Genomic DNA, 15057 nt, shown 5'->3' on the forward strand with positions numbered 1-15057 from the left:
ATGCATGTCATGACAGAACTTGACATAATACGGCTAAACCAATGCCGCCACCGCTCCCAATAGCAGCCATGACATAGCTTCCATTCGGTAAGGTGCGCGCTTCATAAAATAGTCTCACCATCATCGCAGCGCCCGATGCACTATATGGATGCCCAAGACAAAGTGCACCGCCTCTTTTATTGATTCGGTCATAAGGAATATCCAGCGTACGAGCAATCAGCGCTATTTTCAGAGCAAAAGCTTCATTGATTTCAAACAGTGCAACATCTTCTGCCTTGATTTTCTCTTGATCTAGAAGTTTCTTCATCGTATCAATCGGCGCAGCAGCTGGAAAATTGGGATGCATTGCCGCAACAGCACTTCCGGCATATCGCAGCATTGGCTGAAACCCATTTGCCTCCGCTAGCACTCTTTCCATCACAACGACCGCTGCTGCACCATCTGCTTCTTTGCAGCTATTGGCGGCAGTCACAGATCCTTTTCCCGGTGAAAATACAGGCTTTGCCCGCTGGATCAGTTTCGCCATCGGCCTTATTTTCGCGGCTGCTTCATCTATGCTCAGTCCGTCAATCGAAACGATTTCTTCAGAATATGTACCACGTTTGATTGCGTCTATACTTCTTTCCCAGCTTAATTGCGCATAGTCATCTTGTTCTTTTCTTGTGACAGAAAATCTCGAAGCGGTCAGCTCTGCTGCTTCTCCCATAGCCGGATCTCCTATCCATTCCGGTGAAAAGCGTGCTCTTTCTTTCATTGGTGATCTGGAAATGCTCTCAGTTCCGCCAGCGATATACATTGAACCTTCCCCTGATTGAACCATGACGCAAGCTGTTCGGATTGCTTCTAGACCTGAAGCACACTGCCTATCAACCGTCATACCAGGTACTCCTAAAGAAAGCCCTGCTTCTAATGAGGACAGACGAGCCATATTCCCGCCGCCTCCTACAACATTTCCTAATATGATGTCGTCCGGTGTCATCCTTTTAGACAAATACTGAATAAGGGGCGCGGCTAATTGCTCTGGACGATAATCCTTCAGCATCCCGTTTTTATCACCGAAGGGTGTCCGTTTTGCTTGTACAATTACTGCTTGCATGACAATTGTTCCTCCGCCCACTTTTTCATGCTGACACGTGCTATTTTTCCGCCGGATGTTTCAATTATTTGATCAATGACAAGCCATTTTTTAGGCACCTTGTAGGCCGCCAGTTTTTCTTTGACAGCTTGCCGAATCCTCTTTGTGTGCTGTCCTTCTTCAATAATGGCAACAGGGATTTCACCCCAATATGGGTCAGGAACGCCAACTACAACCGATCGCTTCACCTCTGGCTGTTCATTTAGCACACGCTCAATTTCCTCTGGAAAAATATTCAGCCCTCCATAGACGATCATGCCATTTTCACGTCCGCTCATATATAAATAGCCGTCTTCATCCAGCCAGCCCATATCATAAACTGTTATCCACTCTTCCGGCGGTTTCACTTCATGTAAGTAGCCTGCAAAAGACATTGGGCTCTTCACATAAATTCTTCCTATCTCATTTGGCTGGCAGACAGTTTGATCAGCTCGCCTCACTTCAATTTGAATGGGAGAGAAAGACTGTCCGACAGAAGAAGGTTTTTGCAAAAAGTCATTTGAAGATAAGTAGGAAACAAAGCTTAACTCTGATGTGCCGTAAAAATCAAAAAATGTCACATGCGGGTAGTTGGTCACGAGTTGTTTCTTTGAAGGAATGCCCCAATCTGCTCCAGATGATATGACAAGAAGCTGATTATCTCTCTCAAAAGCGTCTATTTCCAGCAACGATTCTGTCATTGTCGGAACAGTATACATCACAGTAATGTCTCCTGTCTGTAAGGCTTTCTTCGCTTTCACTGGCGTAAATTTTTCTAAAAGCGTCACTGTACCGCCAAAGTATAATGTACTGATGGCACCATATAAAAAGTGAGAGGATAAGAGTGTACCTGTTATAAGAACATGATCTTGATGAGTGATTCCAAATGTACCAGCTGTCGTTCGAAAGCTTTCGATCCATGACTGCTGACGCCTGATAAAGGCTTTAGGTGAACCCGTTGATCCTGACGTAAATCCCATATAAAAGATAGGGTCGTTCTCGCTGACGCATTTGTTAGATGGACCTTGTGTGATAAGGCTCATTTTTTCCTTCCATTTAGATAAAGAAAGAACATGCATGTCTTCGCTGTACTTTTCAAATCTATTTAAATATCGATCCTCGATAATGACGAGAGCTGCCTCACTTAACAAAAGCTTTTCTACACATTCTTCATGGCTCCATCTCGGATCAAGCGGGATAGCTGTCCACCCTGCAGAAGCAGCGCCAGCAAATATTTGGAGAAAAGAAGCACCATTTGATAATAAAAAAGCGACTCTTTTTTGCTCATGAGCCGTTTGTTGTAACCATTGCGCTGATAGCCGGACACGCTCATACCAATCTTGATAAGTGATCCTTTCTTGTCCATCAATGATGGCGATATGATCTGGGTTCATTTCTGCATGTAATGTATAGCTTTCCGTTATTCTGTTCAAACTGCACGCCTCCCTTTATGCACATCCCTTTTTCGATATGACATCGCCGCAATGATTTTCACCGTGAGAACGGCACATATGCCCGCTTTGATGAGATCACCTGGAATATAAATCAGGCTAAGAAGAGCTGCCTGAGTGACCTTGATATCCATCATCATCGCTTGAAAAGGAATGCCGCATAGATACAAAATTCCGATACTGCATACCGCATAGATCATAAAAAGACGCAGAGCGGTTATTTTTTTCAGACGGTTGATCCACAAACTAATCATGAGGGCAGCCACTGGATAAGCAAGTAAAAATCCACCGCTTGGTCCAAAAAAGACCCCTATTCCGCCTCTGCCACCTGACAAAAGAGGTGCGCCTGCTACCACAACCAAGAGAAACAGAAGTAAACTGATCAGTGCCTGTTTTGGCTTTAACAGCCCCCCAGCAAGCAAAAGACCTGCCGTTTGCAATGTGATGGGTACAGGTGTAAACGTAAGTAAAATCGGCGGGATCAATCCTAACATCCCGATAACCGCAGTCATTAGCGCCATTTGCATCATATCTTGAATTTTCAATTTCCATACCCCTCACTCAATACATTGTTAAAAATAGAGTAAAAGGTACAGTTTATTATGTCAACATAAAATAAAATAAAGTTAACATATTGATCGCAAAAAAAGACCTGTGAAGAAAGATCACTAAGATCCGTTCACAGGCCTTTTATTCGTTCTATTCTTCGTCTTCTTCTTGATCTAAGAACGTATTTAACGTTTCTTCAATCATGTCCCACTCTTCATCCGTTTCAATAGGCTCTAGCTCGCCATCTTCACCGTTTTCGTTCGGCGTGAAGCTTGATGCATGAATTTCAATTTCTTCATTGTCTTGCTCAGAAATTGGGTAGTAAAGAACATATGATTTGTTAAAATGGTCGCTTTCAAAAGTAAATAGTACTTCGCAAAGCTGTTCATTTCCATTATCATCAACGATTGTAATTTGCTTTTCTCCGTGTTCCATTTGATTCACCTCATTTTAATTTAAGCTGTCTAAGTACCCTTGCAGGATCATAACAGCCGCCATTTTATCAATGACTTTTTTACGCTTTTGTCTGCTCACATCTGCAGAGATGAGCATTTTTTCCGCTGCCATTGTCGACAGACGCTCGTCCCAAAGCACAACAGGAACATTGTACGTGTTTTCTAACACTTTCGCAAATGATTGGCTGGCTTCGCCTCTAGGACCGACCGTACCGTTCATATTTTTTGGAAAACCAAGTACAATTTTATCCGTTCCATATTGCGAGACGATTTCGGACAGGCGGCTGAGACCGAAGTCTCCGCCTGCTTCATCAATTTTAATTGTTTCAATCCCTTGCGCTGTCCAGCCCATTTCATCACTGATCGCAACACCAAGGGTTTTCGTGCCTAAATCTAAGCCTAAAATTCTCATGTTTTACGCCTCTTTATGTGTCTCTAAGTACGATTTAACCAATTCCTCAATTAATTCGTCTCGTTCTAGTTTACGAATTAGGTTGCGAGCATCCTGATGTCTTGGAATATAAGCAGGGTCGCCTGACAGCAAGTATCCGACAATTTGATTGATCGGGTTGTATCCTTTTTCTTGGAGTGCATCATATACTGTAATGAGCACTTCATTCACATTGGTTTCAGCTGAATCATCAGAGAAGTTAAACTTCATTGTCTTATCAAATGAACTCACTGCTTCTTGCACCTCTCTTCCAACATTCTACTAGCAAGCTTTTTTCTAACCGCTCATCTAATACCATTATTCTACACTACATCGCCTGATTATAAAACGGATTTGACAGATTCTTCGACAATTGCCAGTGCTTCTTCTAGCTTTTCCGGTTGTTTTCCGCCTGCTTGTGCCATGTCTGGGCGTCCGCCTCCGCCTCCGCCGCAGATTTCAGCTGCCTGTTTCACAAGTTTCCCTGCATGCAGACCTTTTTCGATGACGTCTTTTGTCACTCCTGCTGAAATGTTTACTTTTCCGTTTTGAACGGCTCCGAGCACAATGACAGCTGATCCTAATTTGGCTTTTAAGTCATCAACCATTGTTCTTAAATGGTTCATGTCTTTCGCGTTTACTTTTTCAGTTAACACTTTTACTCCGCCGATTTCTGTCACTTTCTCTAAAATAGAGCCTGCTTCAGCCTGGCTTAATTTTGCAAGAAGAGATTCGTTTTCTCTTTGAACCTCTTTTAAATCTGCCTGTAATGACGCGATACGTTTTGGTACATCCTTCGTATTTGACTTCAGCTCACTCGCTGCCTGCTCTAAAATCGTCAGCTGGTCATTTAATTCTTCGTATGCCCCTTTACCAGTCACCGCCTCAATCCGGCGTGTTCCAGCACCAATACCCGATTCAGATGCAATTTTAAACAACCCGATTTCCGCAGTATTTTGCACATGACAGCCGCCGCATAGCTCGATGCTGTAATCGCCTACTTGGACAACTCGGACAATATCACCATACTTCTCGCCAAAGAGCGCCATTGCACCCATTTCTTTTGCTTCAGCAATCGGCTTCAGGTCAATAGCAATAGAGATGCCTTCCCAGATCTTTTCGTTCACCATTTTTTCAATCTGAGACAATTCTTCTTTTGTGACTTGTCCAAAGTGAGAGAAGTCAAAGCGAAGTCTATTTTCATTCACCAATGATCCTGCCTGGTTCACGTGGCTACCCAAAACGTCTTTTAGCGCCTGATGCAAAAGATGTGTCGCTGTATGGTTTTTCACAATGCCTTTTCGAAGAGCTGGTTCCACTTCCGCAGTGACTTCAAGTCCTTTTTTGGCTGTACCGCTTACGACTACTCCCTCATGAACATGCTGACCATTTGGCGCCTTTTTCACATCTTTGATGTCAATGATCACTTCAGCGCTTTTCAATGTCCCTTTATCAGCCACTTGTCCGCCGCTTTCCGCATAGAAAGGTGTTTCATCTAACAAAATTTGCACTGTATCGCCTTCATGTGCTTCTGTAACAATTTCACCGTTTTGAAGCAATTCGACAATACGGGCATCTGCCGTTAGATTTTCGTAGCCAACAAATGTGCTTTCTACTTTAATATCTCCTAAAGCGCCGCCTTGAACCTGCATACTGCCGACATCTTGTCTCGCATTTCTTGCACGTTCACGCTGCTTCTCCATCTCAGCCTGGAAGCCTTCTCGATCCACTGTCATATTCTCATCTTCTGCATATTCTTCTGTGAGCTCGACAGGGAATCCATACGTATCATACAGCTTAAATACATCTTCACCTGAAATCTGCGTGCTGCCTTTGTCTCTTTCTTTTTTGATGACTTCTGACAAAATAGCTAAGCCTTCGTTCAGTGTTTCATGGAAGCGTTCTTCTTCATTCTTGATGACTTTCGCAATAAATTCTTCTTTCGCTTGTACATCTGGGTAGAAATCCTTCATGATTTCCGCCACAACTGGAACTAGGTCAAACATAAACGGGCGATGGATGTGAATCGTTTTTGCATAACGCACTGCACGGCGAAGCAAACGTCTTAACACATACCCGCGGCCTTCATTGGAAGGAAGCGCTCCATCACTTACAGCAAAAGCAACCGTTCGGATGTGGTCCGCAATGACTTTGAATGCTGTATCCTTTTCCTTTGTCTCGCCATAGCTTTCTCCAGAAATGGTCTCAACTGCACGAATAATTGGCATGAATAGATCTGTATCAAAATTCGTTGGCACGTTTTGAATGACAGATACCATTCGTTCAAGACCCATCCCTGTATCAATGTTTTTCTTCGGAAGCGGCGTGTATGACCCATCTGGATTATGGTTAAATTCAGAGAACACTAGGTTCCACACTTCTAGATAACGCTCATTTTCTCCGCCGGGATATAATTCTGGATCGTTCATGTCGTCACCGTATGATTCACCGCGGTCATAGAAAATTTCGGTATTCGGTCCACTTGGGCCCTCGCCAATATCCCAGAAGTTGCCTTCAAGGCGAATAATACGTTCTTCTGGTACACCAATTTTATCTCTCCATAGTACATACGCTTCTTCGTCCTCTGGATGGACAGTGACAGATAACAAATTCGGGTCAAAACCAATCCACTCGTCACTTGTAAGGAACTCCCACGCCCATTCGATCGCTTCTTCTTTAAAATAATCACCAATAGAGAAGTTGCCGAGCATTTCAAAGAACGTATGATGGCGTGCCGTTTTTCCTACGTTTTCAATATCATTTGTACGTATCGATTTTTGCGCGTTGCAAATACGCGGATTTTCAGGTACAACGCGGCCATCAAAGTATTTCTTTAATGTTGCCACGCCGCTGTTGATCCACAAAAGTGTCGGATCATCATGCGGTACGAGTGATGCACTCGGTTCTACAGCATGTCCTTTTTCTTTAAAAAAGTCTAAAAACATTTGGCGTACTTGCGCTGAAGTTAAAGTTTTCATTCAAAAATCCTCCCTTATCATTCATCAATCTCCACACAAACGAAAAAACACCCCGCCCTATGCAAGCACAAAACGACTTACACAGGGACGAGATGCTCTCGCGGTACCACCCTGATTATAGACCTATTCGTCTATCACCTTCACATCCGATAACGCCGGAAGAGAGCGGCAGTGTTTATCTGCACTCGGGACTAGCTTCCGTTAAAGGTCTGATAAGGCTTTTCTCAGCAAAACAAAGCCTCTCTCTGCAACAGCTTTTTAACGTACTCGGGTCCGTCATTGAATTCAGTATGTAGTATGAATCGAAATTATTATAGACAACTCGGCTCCTCTTGTCAATGAACGCTTCGTCTCATGAGAATATATTGCACAATGATCACTCTGATTATAGCGGCAGTTGGTACGGCTAAAATCATGCCAATTAAACCAAATAACTCTCCTCCTGCAATTAAGACAAGCATAATGACGACAGGATGCATATGAAGGCTTCTCCCTACGATGATCGGGCTGAGGATGTTGCTTTCTAAAAATTGCAGCACCGCTACTGTAATCAGCACAATCATAACCGATTTAACCGAGATGGTAAACGCAATAAAGACAGCGGGAACCGCACCGATAATCGGTCCAAAATACGGAATGACATTCGTTGCACCAATCAGCATACCTAGGACAAGCGGATACGGGATATGAAACAGCCAAAGCACAATGGCTGCTGCCCCCCCAATTAATGAACAGACAAGTAGCTGCCCTCTAATATAATTACCAAGTGATTCATCAACTGCCTTCACAAACGCATGTCCCCTCTTCCGAAAAGATGGCGGCGTCAAATACCATGCAGCCCGCTTCATCGTATTCATGTCCTTCACCATATAAAAAACAAGAAAAGGAATGAGTGCTGCAATTAATGCGTAATCAAGTAATACTTTACAGCTAAGAATCATCCGCTCCGCGCCGTTAGCTGCATATGTCTCCGATTGAACAATTAAGCGATCCAAACGGTCGTGAAGTCCGTCAGGCCAATGGCTTGTATGATGATGAATATGTGATAAAGCGCCATTATACGTTTCAGCAAGCACAGGAATTTGTTCTGACAACTCATTTAACTGCTTGATCATGACAGGCGCTCCTTTATAAACCGCAAGCCCAATCCCGCCAAAAAACAGTACATAAATCAATAAGAGACTAACAGTCCTTGGTAAGCCCCCCTCGTGCAATTTTTCCACTATCGGATAAAGCAGATAAGAAATAAAAATGGCAATGAGAAGCGGAATTAGAACCGCCTTGAACAACAAAAAAATAGGCATCCATAACTCGTCGAGCTGCAGTAAAATGAGCAAGGATGCAAGGACAAGCAGGACCCCTGCGGCATATATCAGAAATTGGACCGGACGTTTCTTCACCTTTTTCACCTCTTTTCTTATTGTTTATCCATCTTCTGTAATTATCCATGTAAATAAAATTTGTCCTAACTTTGTTAAAAATGAATACACATGAAACATACAGCTCCATCCAAAGTCACTAAAATGTCTACACTGAATATTCCATCATGTACAAGAGGAGGTTCTTCATGATCACATTCGAAGAAGTCAACAAGCATTATGGCCAGTTCCATGTACTGAAAGACATTAACCTACATATTCAAAAAGGTGAGGTTGTCGTGATCATCGGTCCTTCAGGATCAGGTAAAAGCACGATGCTCAGATGCATCAATCGTCTTGAAAGCATTGATGAGGGAAAGGTACTCGTCAACGAAGTGCCTGTTCAGCATCCGAAGACCAACATCAATCTTGTCAGGCAAAATATTGGGATGGTGTTTCAGCATTTTCACCTCTACCCTCATAAGACGGTGCTTGAAAACATTATGCTTGCGCCAATGAAGGTGAAAAAGGTGAGCAAGGAAGAAGCGAGGGAAACAGCCGAATTTTATTTAAATAAAGTCGGTATTCCTGATAAAGCGGACGCCTACCCTTCAAGACTCTCAGGCGGACAGCAGCAGCGTGTTGCCATTGCAAGAGGGCTTGCGATGAAGCCAGAGGTCATGCTGTTTGACGAACCGACATCCGCACTTGATCCAGAGATGATCGGAGAGGTACTAGATGTGATGAAGCAGCTCGCCCGAGAAGGAATGACCATGGTTGTCGTCACTCATGAGATGGGATTTGCCAGAGAAGTCGCCGACCGTATTGTCTTTATTGATGAAGGCAGAGTTCTTGAAGAGTCAACACCGGCTGCATTTTATGAGAAACCGCGTGAGAAACGCGCTCAGCTCTTTTTAAGCCGTATTTTAAATCACTAGGGGGAATGATTTGATGAAAAAAATGAAACGCTTTGGCCTACTACTCTTTATGACTTGCTGTATTGCTGCATTGGCTGCTTGCGGATCTGCTGAAAAAGGCTCGACTGATGCAAAAAAAGGAAGCTCTTTAGAAACCATTCAGAAAGACAAAAAAATCATATTCGGGGTCAAGAATGATACACGTCTCTTCGGTCTCAAAAATCCTAGCAGTGGAGATATCGAAGGGTTTGATATCGATATTGCAAAAGCTATCGCAAAGGAAATGCTCGGTGATGAAGGAAAAGCAGAATTCAAAGAAGTGACATCAAAAACGAGAATTCCACTACTGCAAAAAGGAGATATTCATGCGATCGTCGCGACCATGACGATTACCGAAGAGCGTAAAAAAGAAGTCAATTTCTCAGATGTTTACTTTGAAGCAGGACAATCACTGCTTGTGAAAAAAGGAAGCGACATTCAATCGATTGATGATCTTAAAAAAGGGACGAAAGTGCTTGCAGTGAAAGGATCTACTTCTTCTCAAAATATCCGCGAGAAAGCACCTAAAGCGTCTGTATTAGAATTTGAGAACTATCAGGAGGCTTTTACAGCTTTAAAATCAAACCAAGGGCAAGTGCTGACAACCGATAATGCGATCTTATTTGGTATGGCAGATGAGGATTCAAATTACGAAGTCGTCGGCGGCACCTTTACAGATGAGCCTTATGGTATTGCTGTGAAAAAAGGTGATCAGAAATTAACAGCTGCGATCAATAAAGCCCTAAAAACCTTAAAAGACAATGGAGAGTATGACAAGATTCATCAAAAATGGATCAAAGAATAACCGTTTGACTTGTGAAGAATGATTCTCTCAGGGTGAGCCGCTCATTGGCTCACCTGTTGATCAGGAAGGAAGTGAACTGATTGCTACGGTTTTCCATTCTTATTGAAAATTTTCATCTTTATGTAGAAGGCTTTAAATATACCATTGGTGCAAGTGTCATTGCTTTGATTGGAAGCTTTTTGATCGGTACACTCATTGCCATTATGAGAATTGCGCCACTTAGGCCGCTCAACTGGTTAGGAACGGCTTACGTGGAATTTGTTCGGAATATTCCGTTATTATTGATTACATTTGTCTTCTTCTTTGGATTACCCGTGCTAGGCATTGTAGCAGATGGCTTCACCGCTGGCACAATTGCCCTTGCCATTTATACCTCTGCCTTTATTGCTGAAGCCATTCGCGCAGGGATACAAGCTGTACCGCTTGGACAAATGGAAGCAGCCCGTGCTTCAGGTCTATCCTATGGCGGGACGATGCGGTATATCATTCTGCCGCAAGCAATTAAAATTGTCATTCCCCCTCTTGGGAATCAATTTATTAACCTTGTCAAAAACTCCTCTATTTTAGGTGTCATTGCAGGGTTTGATCTTATGTATCAAGGAGACCTCATCGCTTCTAGAACATTTGTAACATTCGATGTCTACATCTTTGTTGCCATGTTCTATCTGCTATTAACAATTCCGCTCAGTTTAGGCGTTGGTTATTTAGAAAAAAGATTAGCAAGAAGCCACTAGAAAGGAGGAAACACCATGGATTTTCTAGGTGCCTACCAGCCTGATCATCTCGCCTTTTTACTTGAAGGATTTGCTGTCACCTTAAAAGTGGCTTTTATCTCCATCATTTTGAGCTTTCTCATTGGATTAGTCATTGGCACATTACGGTTCGCTCAAATTCCAGTTTTATCAAAGATCGTTGCAGTCGTCGTCGAAACCATTCGAAACCTGCCGCTCTTATTGATCATCTTTTTCACATATTTTGCACTGCCCGAAATCGGCATTAAGCTGAGCATTACAGCCTCAGCTATTGCAGCTTTAACCGTATTTGAATCAGCAATGCTGTCAGAAATTATTCGAAGCGGTTTAAAATCAATTGATAAGGGACAGATCGAAGCAGCCAGGTCTTCTGGTTTAACCTATATCCAAACGTTAAAAATGATTATTATGCCGCAGGCTTTACGCCGAATGGTACCGCCGATTGTCAGTCAATTTATTTCTCTTTTAAAAGATACATCGCTTGCCGTTGTGATTGCCCTTCCAGAACTATTGCATCACGCTCAAATATTAAACGGTCAGAGCCAATCTTACTTACTGCCCATTTTCTTATTAGCGGCAATGATGTATTTTGTCGTCAATTTCAGCTTATCATTACTCGCGCGCCGATTAGAATATAGGCAGGCATAAAAAAGACATCCGCTTTTGGCGGATGTCTCAGCGTGTAGGCAAACCCTCGCATTCGGTGTCAGGTCTGCGCTCCAGTACTCACGAATGTCAAATTCGCTCCGTTCCGATGCTCGCCCTTCCTAGACTTCAAAGGTTTTATATCACGCTGAAAATGAAAACAAAGGGCTAAAATGAAGGTCATTTTAGCCCTTTGCCAACAATTATTTGCTTACATCATTCTCATAACGCGTTTTCTTAGCTTTTTCATATCCCGCTTTGATGGCATATCATATCGGCTTGCAAAGTGATATGCGAGTGCACCTGCACTAAGCGTTAATAGTGAAGAAGTCATTTTGCCCATTCGAAATTCCCCCTTAACACTTATAGTTGAATTGAACGTTCATCATCACTAAACAGATCATCTAAGCTGCTTAGTGTTCCGTCTTCTTCCACTTGGTGTGTAGATATTTTGCCTTTTGACAGCGTCAATTCAATAAAACAGCCCCAGCAATAATATTGATTGACCCCAATTTTTCCGATGTCTTTACATTTGCAATTTGGGCAAATGAGCATAATCAGCACCTCTTTACGTTCGGTTTAGAACAAGTGCTTCCTTTTGAACGTTGATCAAGGTTCCGGCAGCCTGAAGCTGTTTTCGAATCCCTGATAGCTCTGTAAAGAAGCCGTCCGAGAGTTCATATGCTACGATTGTGCCCGAATTTGTGCAAAAGTATACATCTTCTAAAATGCCTAAATTTTCACCGTCAGGCGACTGCATCATTTTCTTTTTCAATTTCGAAAATAAGAAGGATGGGGCGGAGGATTCCATGCCTATTCCCTCCTGGCAGCTCACATATAAGCCCTTGTCTGTCAGCTGATCCCCAGCCGAGAATGGAACGAGTGCACAGTCTTTCTTTTTCCCATCTAACACATATCCTCCGCAGTTGCCTCCGGCTAATAAACAAATATCTTTTATCGAACCAAGTGAATGAGACGTTTCACCTGTATAGATTGACATTCCTTCAAGCTCTCGACATGTTCTCAAAATGTGCTCAACCACCTTTTGCGGAACAGTCTTATCGTGTGCGTTTGCGTCAAGACTCATACGAAGAAATGGCTTCCATGAACGAAATATGAGGATTTCTTTTCATGCTAAAAAAGCTCCCATCTGGAAGCCTTTTATTCATGCATAAAATCAAATGGAGTGATTCCCTCCATACCGATATTTGCATCATGCACGCTAAACGGCAGTTCTTTTTGAAGTGCTGCAAGCTCCGCATCCATAACTTCTTCGGTTTGCACGAGCCGCATCGTTAAGGACGTTTGTCTGAGCGAATCCTCATTGTTTTTCACGCCCCACTCCAGTGCTGATTCCTCGCCGCACAGAATTAAAAACTTTTTACTTCGTGTAATGGCTGTGTACAGCAGATTTCGCCGAAGCATTCTATAGTAGCTTCTCACGACTGGAAGCACAACGATGGGGAATTCACTGCCTTGTGATTTGTGGATCGAACAGCAATAGGCATGTGTAAATTGATGAAAATCCTTTTTTGTAAAGGTGATTTCATTCCCATCAAAGGAGATCACAGCCATGTCTTCTTTTTCCGTGTTTTCTTTCGCATAAAAAATCGAGACAATCTCGCCAATATCACCGTTAAAAATATTGTTCTCCGGCTGATTCACAAGCTGAAGCACTTTATCACCGGTCCGGTACACCACATCACCAAATGGGATTTCTCTGCCCTTTGGTTTTTTAGGATTCAAAATGTGCTGCAGCATTTTATTGAGCTCATTAATGCCTGCTTTTCCTTTATACATAGGCGCAAGCACTTGAATGTCTTTAGCTGAATAGCCTTTTTGAGCAGCATTGCTGACGACCTTCTCAATCACTTCTTTCATTTGATCAACTGAGCATTTTATGAAAGATCGATCCTTTGAACGTGCGGTAATATCCTTTGGCAGGACGCCATTTTTCATATCATGTGCAAGTTCAACAATGCTGGAGCCGTCTGCCTGACGGTAAATATCTGTCAGGGTAACAGCTGGCACAGCTTGTGATGCAAGCAAGTCTCTTAACACTTGGCCTGGTCCGACTGACGGAAGCTGATGTTCATCCCCCACCATGATCACTTGGATATGATCAGGAATGGCTTTAAACAAATGATTCGCAAGCCAAATATCTAGCATACTTGATTCATCAATGATGACAAGCTTTCCTTCAATCGGCTGTTCTTCATCATGCGAGAATCCCTCTGACCCGTTCCAACCAAGCAGCCGGTGAATCGTCACAGCTGGAAGCCCTGTTGATTCTGTCATCCGTTTAGCTGCTCGTCCAGTTGGCGCCGCAAGCACAAATGGAAAGGATTCATCTTTTTTGTAATCACTCGGATCAAGAGATACCCCGTGAAGATCGCTGTAAAGCTCAACAATCCCTTTAATGACTGTTGTCTTCCCAGTCCCAGGTCCGCCTGTTAAAAGCAGCATTGGGGACATGAGCGCCTTTTGAATCGCTTCCTTTTGTGTCGGTGCATACTGGACGCCCAGCCGTTCCTCGAGCTCACCAAGAGCTAGCAGAAATTCTGATTCAGGGAATTGATCTGCATATTCCGTTTGGGAGACGATTTTTTGTATACGTTTGGCGACACTTTGCTCGGCATAAAATAAGGACGGATGATAGCAGCGCTCATCTTCAATGATCATCTCTTTCCCTTCGCCAAGTGCAATGATCTGATTGGCGACGTCCATTTCCGTCACTTTGTACTCATTGCCTGTCTGATTGAGCAGTTTTCGGGTTTCGACGATCAAATCCTTTGTTTGTATGTACGTATGACCGTCCTGAAGGCTGGCTGTCTCCACTGTATAAAGCAAGGCTGCACGGATTCGCTCTGGGTCATTTCCTGAGATGCCGGTTCTAGCGCCAAGTTCATCCGCCTTAATAAATCCGATCCCTTCGACATCCTTGACGAGCTGATACGGGTTTTCTTCAATCTTCTGCAGCGTCTCACTCTCGTACACTTGATAAATCTTCATGCTGAGCTGCGGACCAAAGCCGTATTGATTCAGGCTGATCATGATTTGTTCCAATCCTTGATGCTCCTGGAGCGCTGCGGCCAGCTTATCTGCCTTCTTTTTTGATAAGCGCGGAACGTCATACAAAACCGCTGGGTCACGCATAATTTTATGAAGCGTCTGGGTGCCAAGCTGCCCTACAATTTCTTCCGCCGTCTTTTTCCCTATCCCTTCGAATAAATCACTTGAGAGATAATGAATGATTCCTTGCTTTGTTGTCGGTACTTCCTTTTGAAAATGAGTGGCCTGAAACTGTTCACCAAATTTCGGATGGCTTGTGACTTTGCCATAGAAGGTGTAAGTTTCTTCCTCATGAAGTGCTGGGAAGTAGCCTGTGACAGATGCTGTTTTTTCCTCTAAGTTTTCCGATGTTTCAATGACTTTCACCTTTAACACCGAGTATAAATTACTTTCATTATGGAAAATAACGGCTTGAACTGTCCCTTTTAAAAACGGTTCGTCCTCAAGCTTCATTTGATCTGGATGTTCCTGCACAGGTCTTCCCTCCTTCCG

At 43.2% G+C, this 15057-nt stretch carries 16 protein-coding genes and 1 other annotated feature; of the genes, 4 read left to right on the top strand and 12 right to left on the bottom strand.

Annotated elements, in window-relative coordinates:
• Nucleotides 1–7: 7 nt before the first annotated feature.
• The 8 genes from MHI33_RS14635 to MHI33_RS14670 all read right to left on the bottom strand — a co-directional run bounded on the left by MHI33_RS14635 (nucleotide 8) and on the right by MHI33_RS14670 (nucleotide 8377).
• Nucleotides 8–1096 carry an acetyl-CoA C-acyltransferase gene (locus MHI33_RS14635; RefSeq protein ID WP_340912175.1) on the bottom strand — a complete coding sequence of 363 codons (1089 nt, stop codon included), beginning with the start codon at nucleotides 1094–1096 and terminating at the stop codon, nucleotides 8–10.
• Nucleotides 1084–2547, bottom strand: coding sequence for an acyl-CoA synthetase (locus tag MHI33_RS14640; protein WP_340912178.1), 1464 nt, complete (start codon nucleotides 2545–2547; stop codon nucleotides 1084–1086). Before MHI33_RS14640 ends, MHI33_RS14635 begins: the two co-directional genes overlap by 13 nt.
• The gene (locus MHI33_RS14645) at nucleotides 2544–3110 is read right to left on the bottom strand and encodes a biotin transporter BioY (protein WP_065098507.1); all 567 of its coding nucleotides are present in this window, start codon (nucleotides 3108–3110) and stop codon (nucleotides 2544–2546) included. Before MHI33_RS14645 ends, MHI33_RS14640 begins: the two co-directional genes overlap by 4 nt.
• 154 nt (nucleotides 3111–3264) lie before the next feature.
• Nucleotides 3265–3549 (bottom strand): DUF1292 domain-containing protein, encoded by a 285-nt coding sequence (locus MHI33_RS14650; protein WP_003216483.1) that lies wholly within the window; start codon nucleotides 3547–3549, stop codon nucleotides 3265–3267.
• A 15-nt stretch (nucleotides 3550–3564) separates the two neighbouring features.
• On the bottom strand, nucleotides 3565–3981 hold the full coding sequence (gene ruvX, locus MHI33_RS14655; protein ID WP_003216519.1) for a Holliday junction resolvase RuvX: 417 nt from the start codon (nucleotides 3979–3981) through the stop codon (nucleotides 3565–3567).
• 3 nt (nucleotides 3982–3984) lie between these two features.
• Complete coding sequence (locus MHI33_RS14660; RefSeq protein WP_024718370.1) at nucleotides 3985–4251, bottom strand: IreB family regulatory phosphoprotein; 267 nt, start codon at nucleotides 4249–4251, stop codon at nucleotides 3985–3987.
• 89 nt (nucleotides 4252–4340) lie between these two features.
• Nucleotides 4341–6977, bottom strand: a complete 2637-nt coding sequence (gene alaS / locus MHI33_RS14665; protein WP_340912181.1) for an alanine--tRNA ligase — start codon at nucleotides 6975–6977, stop codon at nucleotides 4341–4343.
• 80 nt (nucleotides 6978–7057) lie between these two features.
• Nucleotides 7058–7266, bottom strand: a binding site (T-box leader).
• A gap of 46 nt (nucleotides 7267–7312) precedes the next feature.
• Complete coding sequence (locus MHI33_RS14670) at nucleotides 7313–8377, bottom strand: AI-2E family transporter (RefSeq protein ID WP_065098509.1); 1065 nt, start codon at nucleotides 8375–8377, stop codon at nucleotides 7313–7315.
• 167 nt (nucleotides 8378–8544) lie between these two features.
• Between MHI33_RS14670 and MHI33_RS14675 the strand changes: the two genes are divergently transcribed.
• The 4 genes from MHI33_RS14675 (at nucleotide 8545) to MHI33_RS14690 (ending at nucleotide 11496) form a co-directional block, all read left to right on the top strand.
• Nucleotides 8545–9273 carry an amino acid ABC transporter ATP-binding protein gene (locus tag MHI33_RS14675; protein ID WP_044139592.1) on the top strand — a complete coding sequence of 243 codons (729 nt, stop codon included), beginning with the start codon at nucleotides 8545–8547 and terminating at the stop codon, nucleotides 9271–9273.
• A gap of 13 nt (nucleotides 9274–9286) precedes the next feature.
• A complete protein-coding gene (locus MHI33_RS14680) occupies nucleotides 9287–10096 on the top strand; it encodes a transporter substrate-binding domain-containing protein (protein WP_065098510.1) in 810 nt (269 codons plus the stop codon).
• Between the two features lie 80 nt (nucleotides 10097–10176).
• The gene (locus MHI33_RS14685; protein ID WP_003216507.1) at nucleotides 10177–10830 is read left to right on the top strand and encodes an amino acid ABC transporter permease; all 654 of its coding nucleotides are present in this window, start codon (nucleotides 10177–10179) and stop codon (nucleotides 10828–10830) included.
• 15 nt (nucleotides 10831–10845) lie between these two features.
• The gene (locus MHI33_RS14690) at nucleotides 10846–11496 is read left to right on the top strand and encodes an amino acid ABC transporter permease (RefSeq protein ID WP_065098512.1); all 651 of its coding nucleotides are present in this window, start codon (nucleotides 10846–10848) and stop codon (nucleotides 11494–11496) included.
• Between the two features lie 208 nt (nucleotides 11497–11704).
• Here the strand turns inward: MHI33_RS14690 and MHI33_RS14695 are convergent, their stop codons facing one another.
• The 4 genes from MHI33_RS14695 to recD2 all read right to left on the bottom strand — a co-directional run bounded on the left by MHI33_RS14695 (nucleotide 11705) and on the right by recD2 (nucleotide 15039).
• A complete protein-coding gene (locus MHI33_RS14695) occupies nucleotides 11705–11836 on the bottom strand; it encodes a YrzQ family protein (RefSeq protein ID WP_283923848.1) in 132 nt (43 codons plus the stop codon).
• A gap of 20 nt (nucleotides 11837–11856) precedes the next feature.
• Complete coding sequence (locus MHI33_RS14700; protein ID WP_003216308.1) at nucleotides 11857–12048, bottom strand: hypothetical protein; 192 nt, start codon at nucleotides 12046–12048, stop codon at nucleotides 11857–11859.
• 13 nt (nucleotides 12049–12061) lie between these two features.
• Complete coding sequence (locus MHI33_RS14705) at nucleotides 12062–12520, bottom strand: PRC-barrel domain-containing protein (protein ID WP_065098677.1); 459 nt, start codon at nucleotides 12518–12520, stop codon at nucleotides 12062–12064.
• Nucleotides 12521–12654: 134 nt separating this feature from the next.
• Nucleotides 12655–15039: an SF1B family DNA helicase RecD2 gene (recD2, locus tag MHI33_RS14710; protein WP_065098513.1), complete on the bottom strand. Its 2385-nt coding sequence runs from the start codon at nucleotides 15037–15039 to the stop codon at nucleotides 12655–12657.
• Nucleotides 15040–15057: the final 18 nt, after the last annotated feature.

Origin of the sequence: Bacillus sp. FSL K6-2971, from assembly GCF_038006405.1 — a bacterium.
Taxonomy (GTDB): Bacteria; Bacillota; Bacilli; order Bacillales; family Bacillaceae; genus Bacillus; species Bacillus pumilus.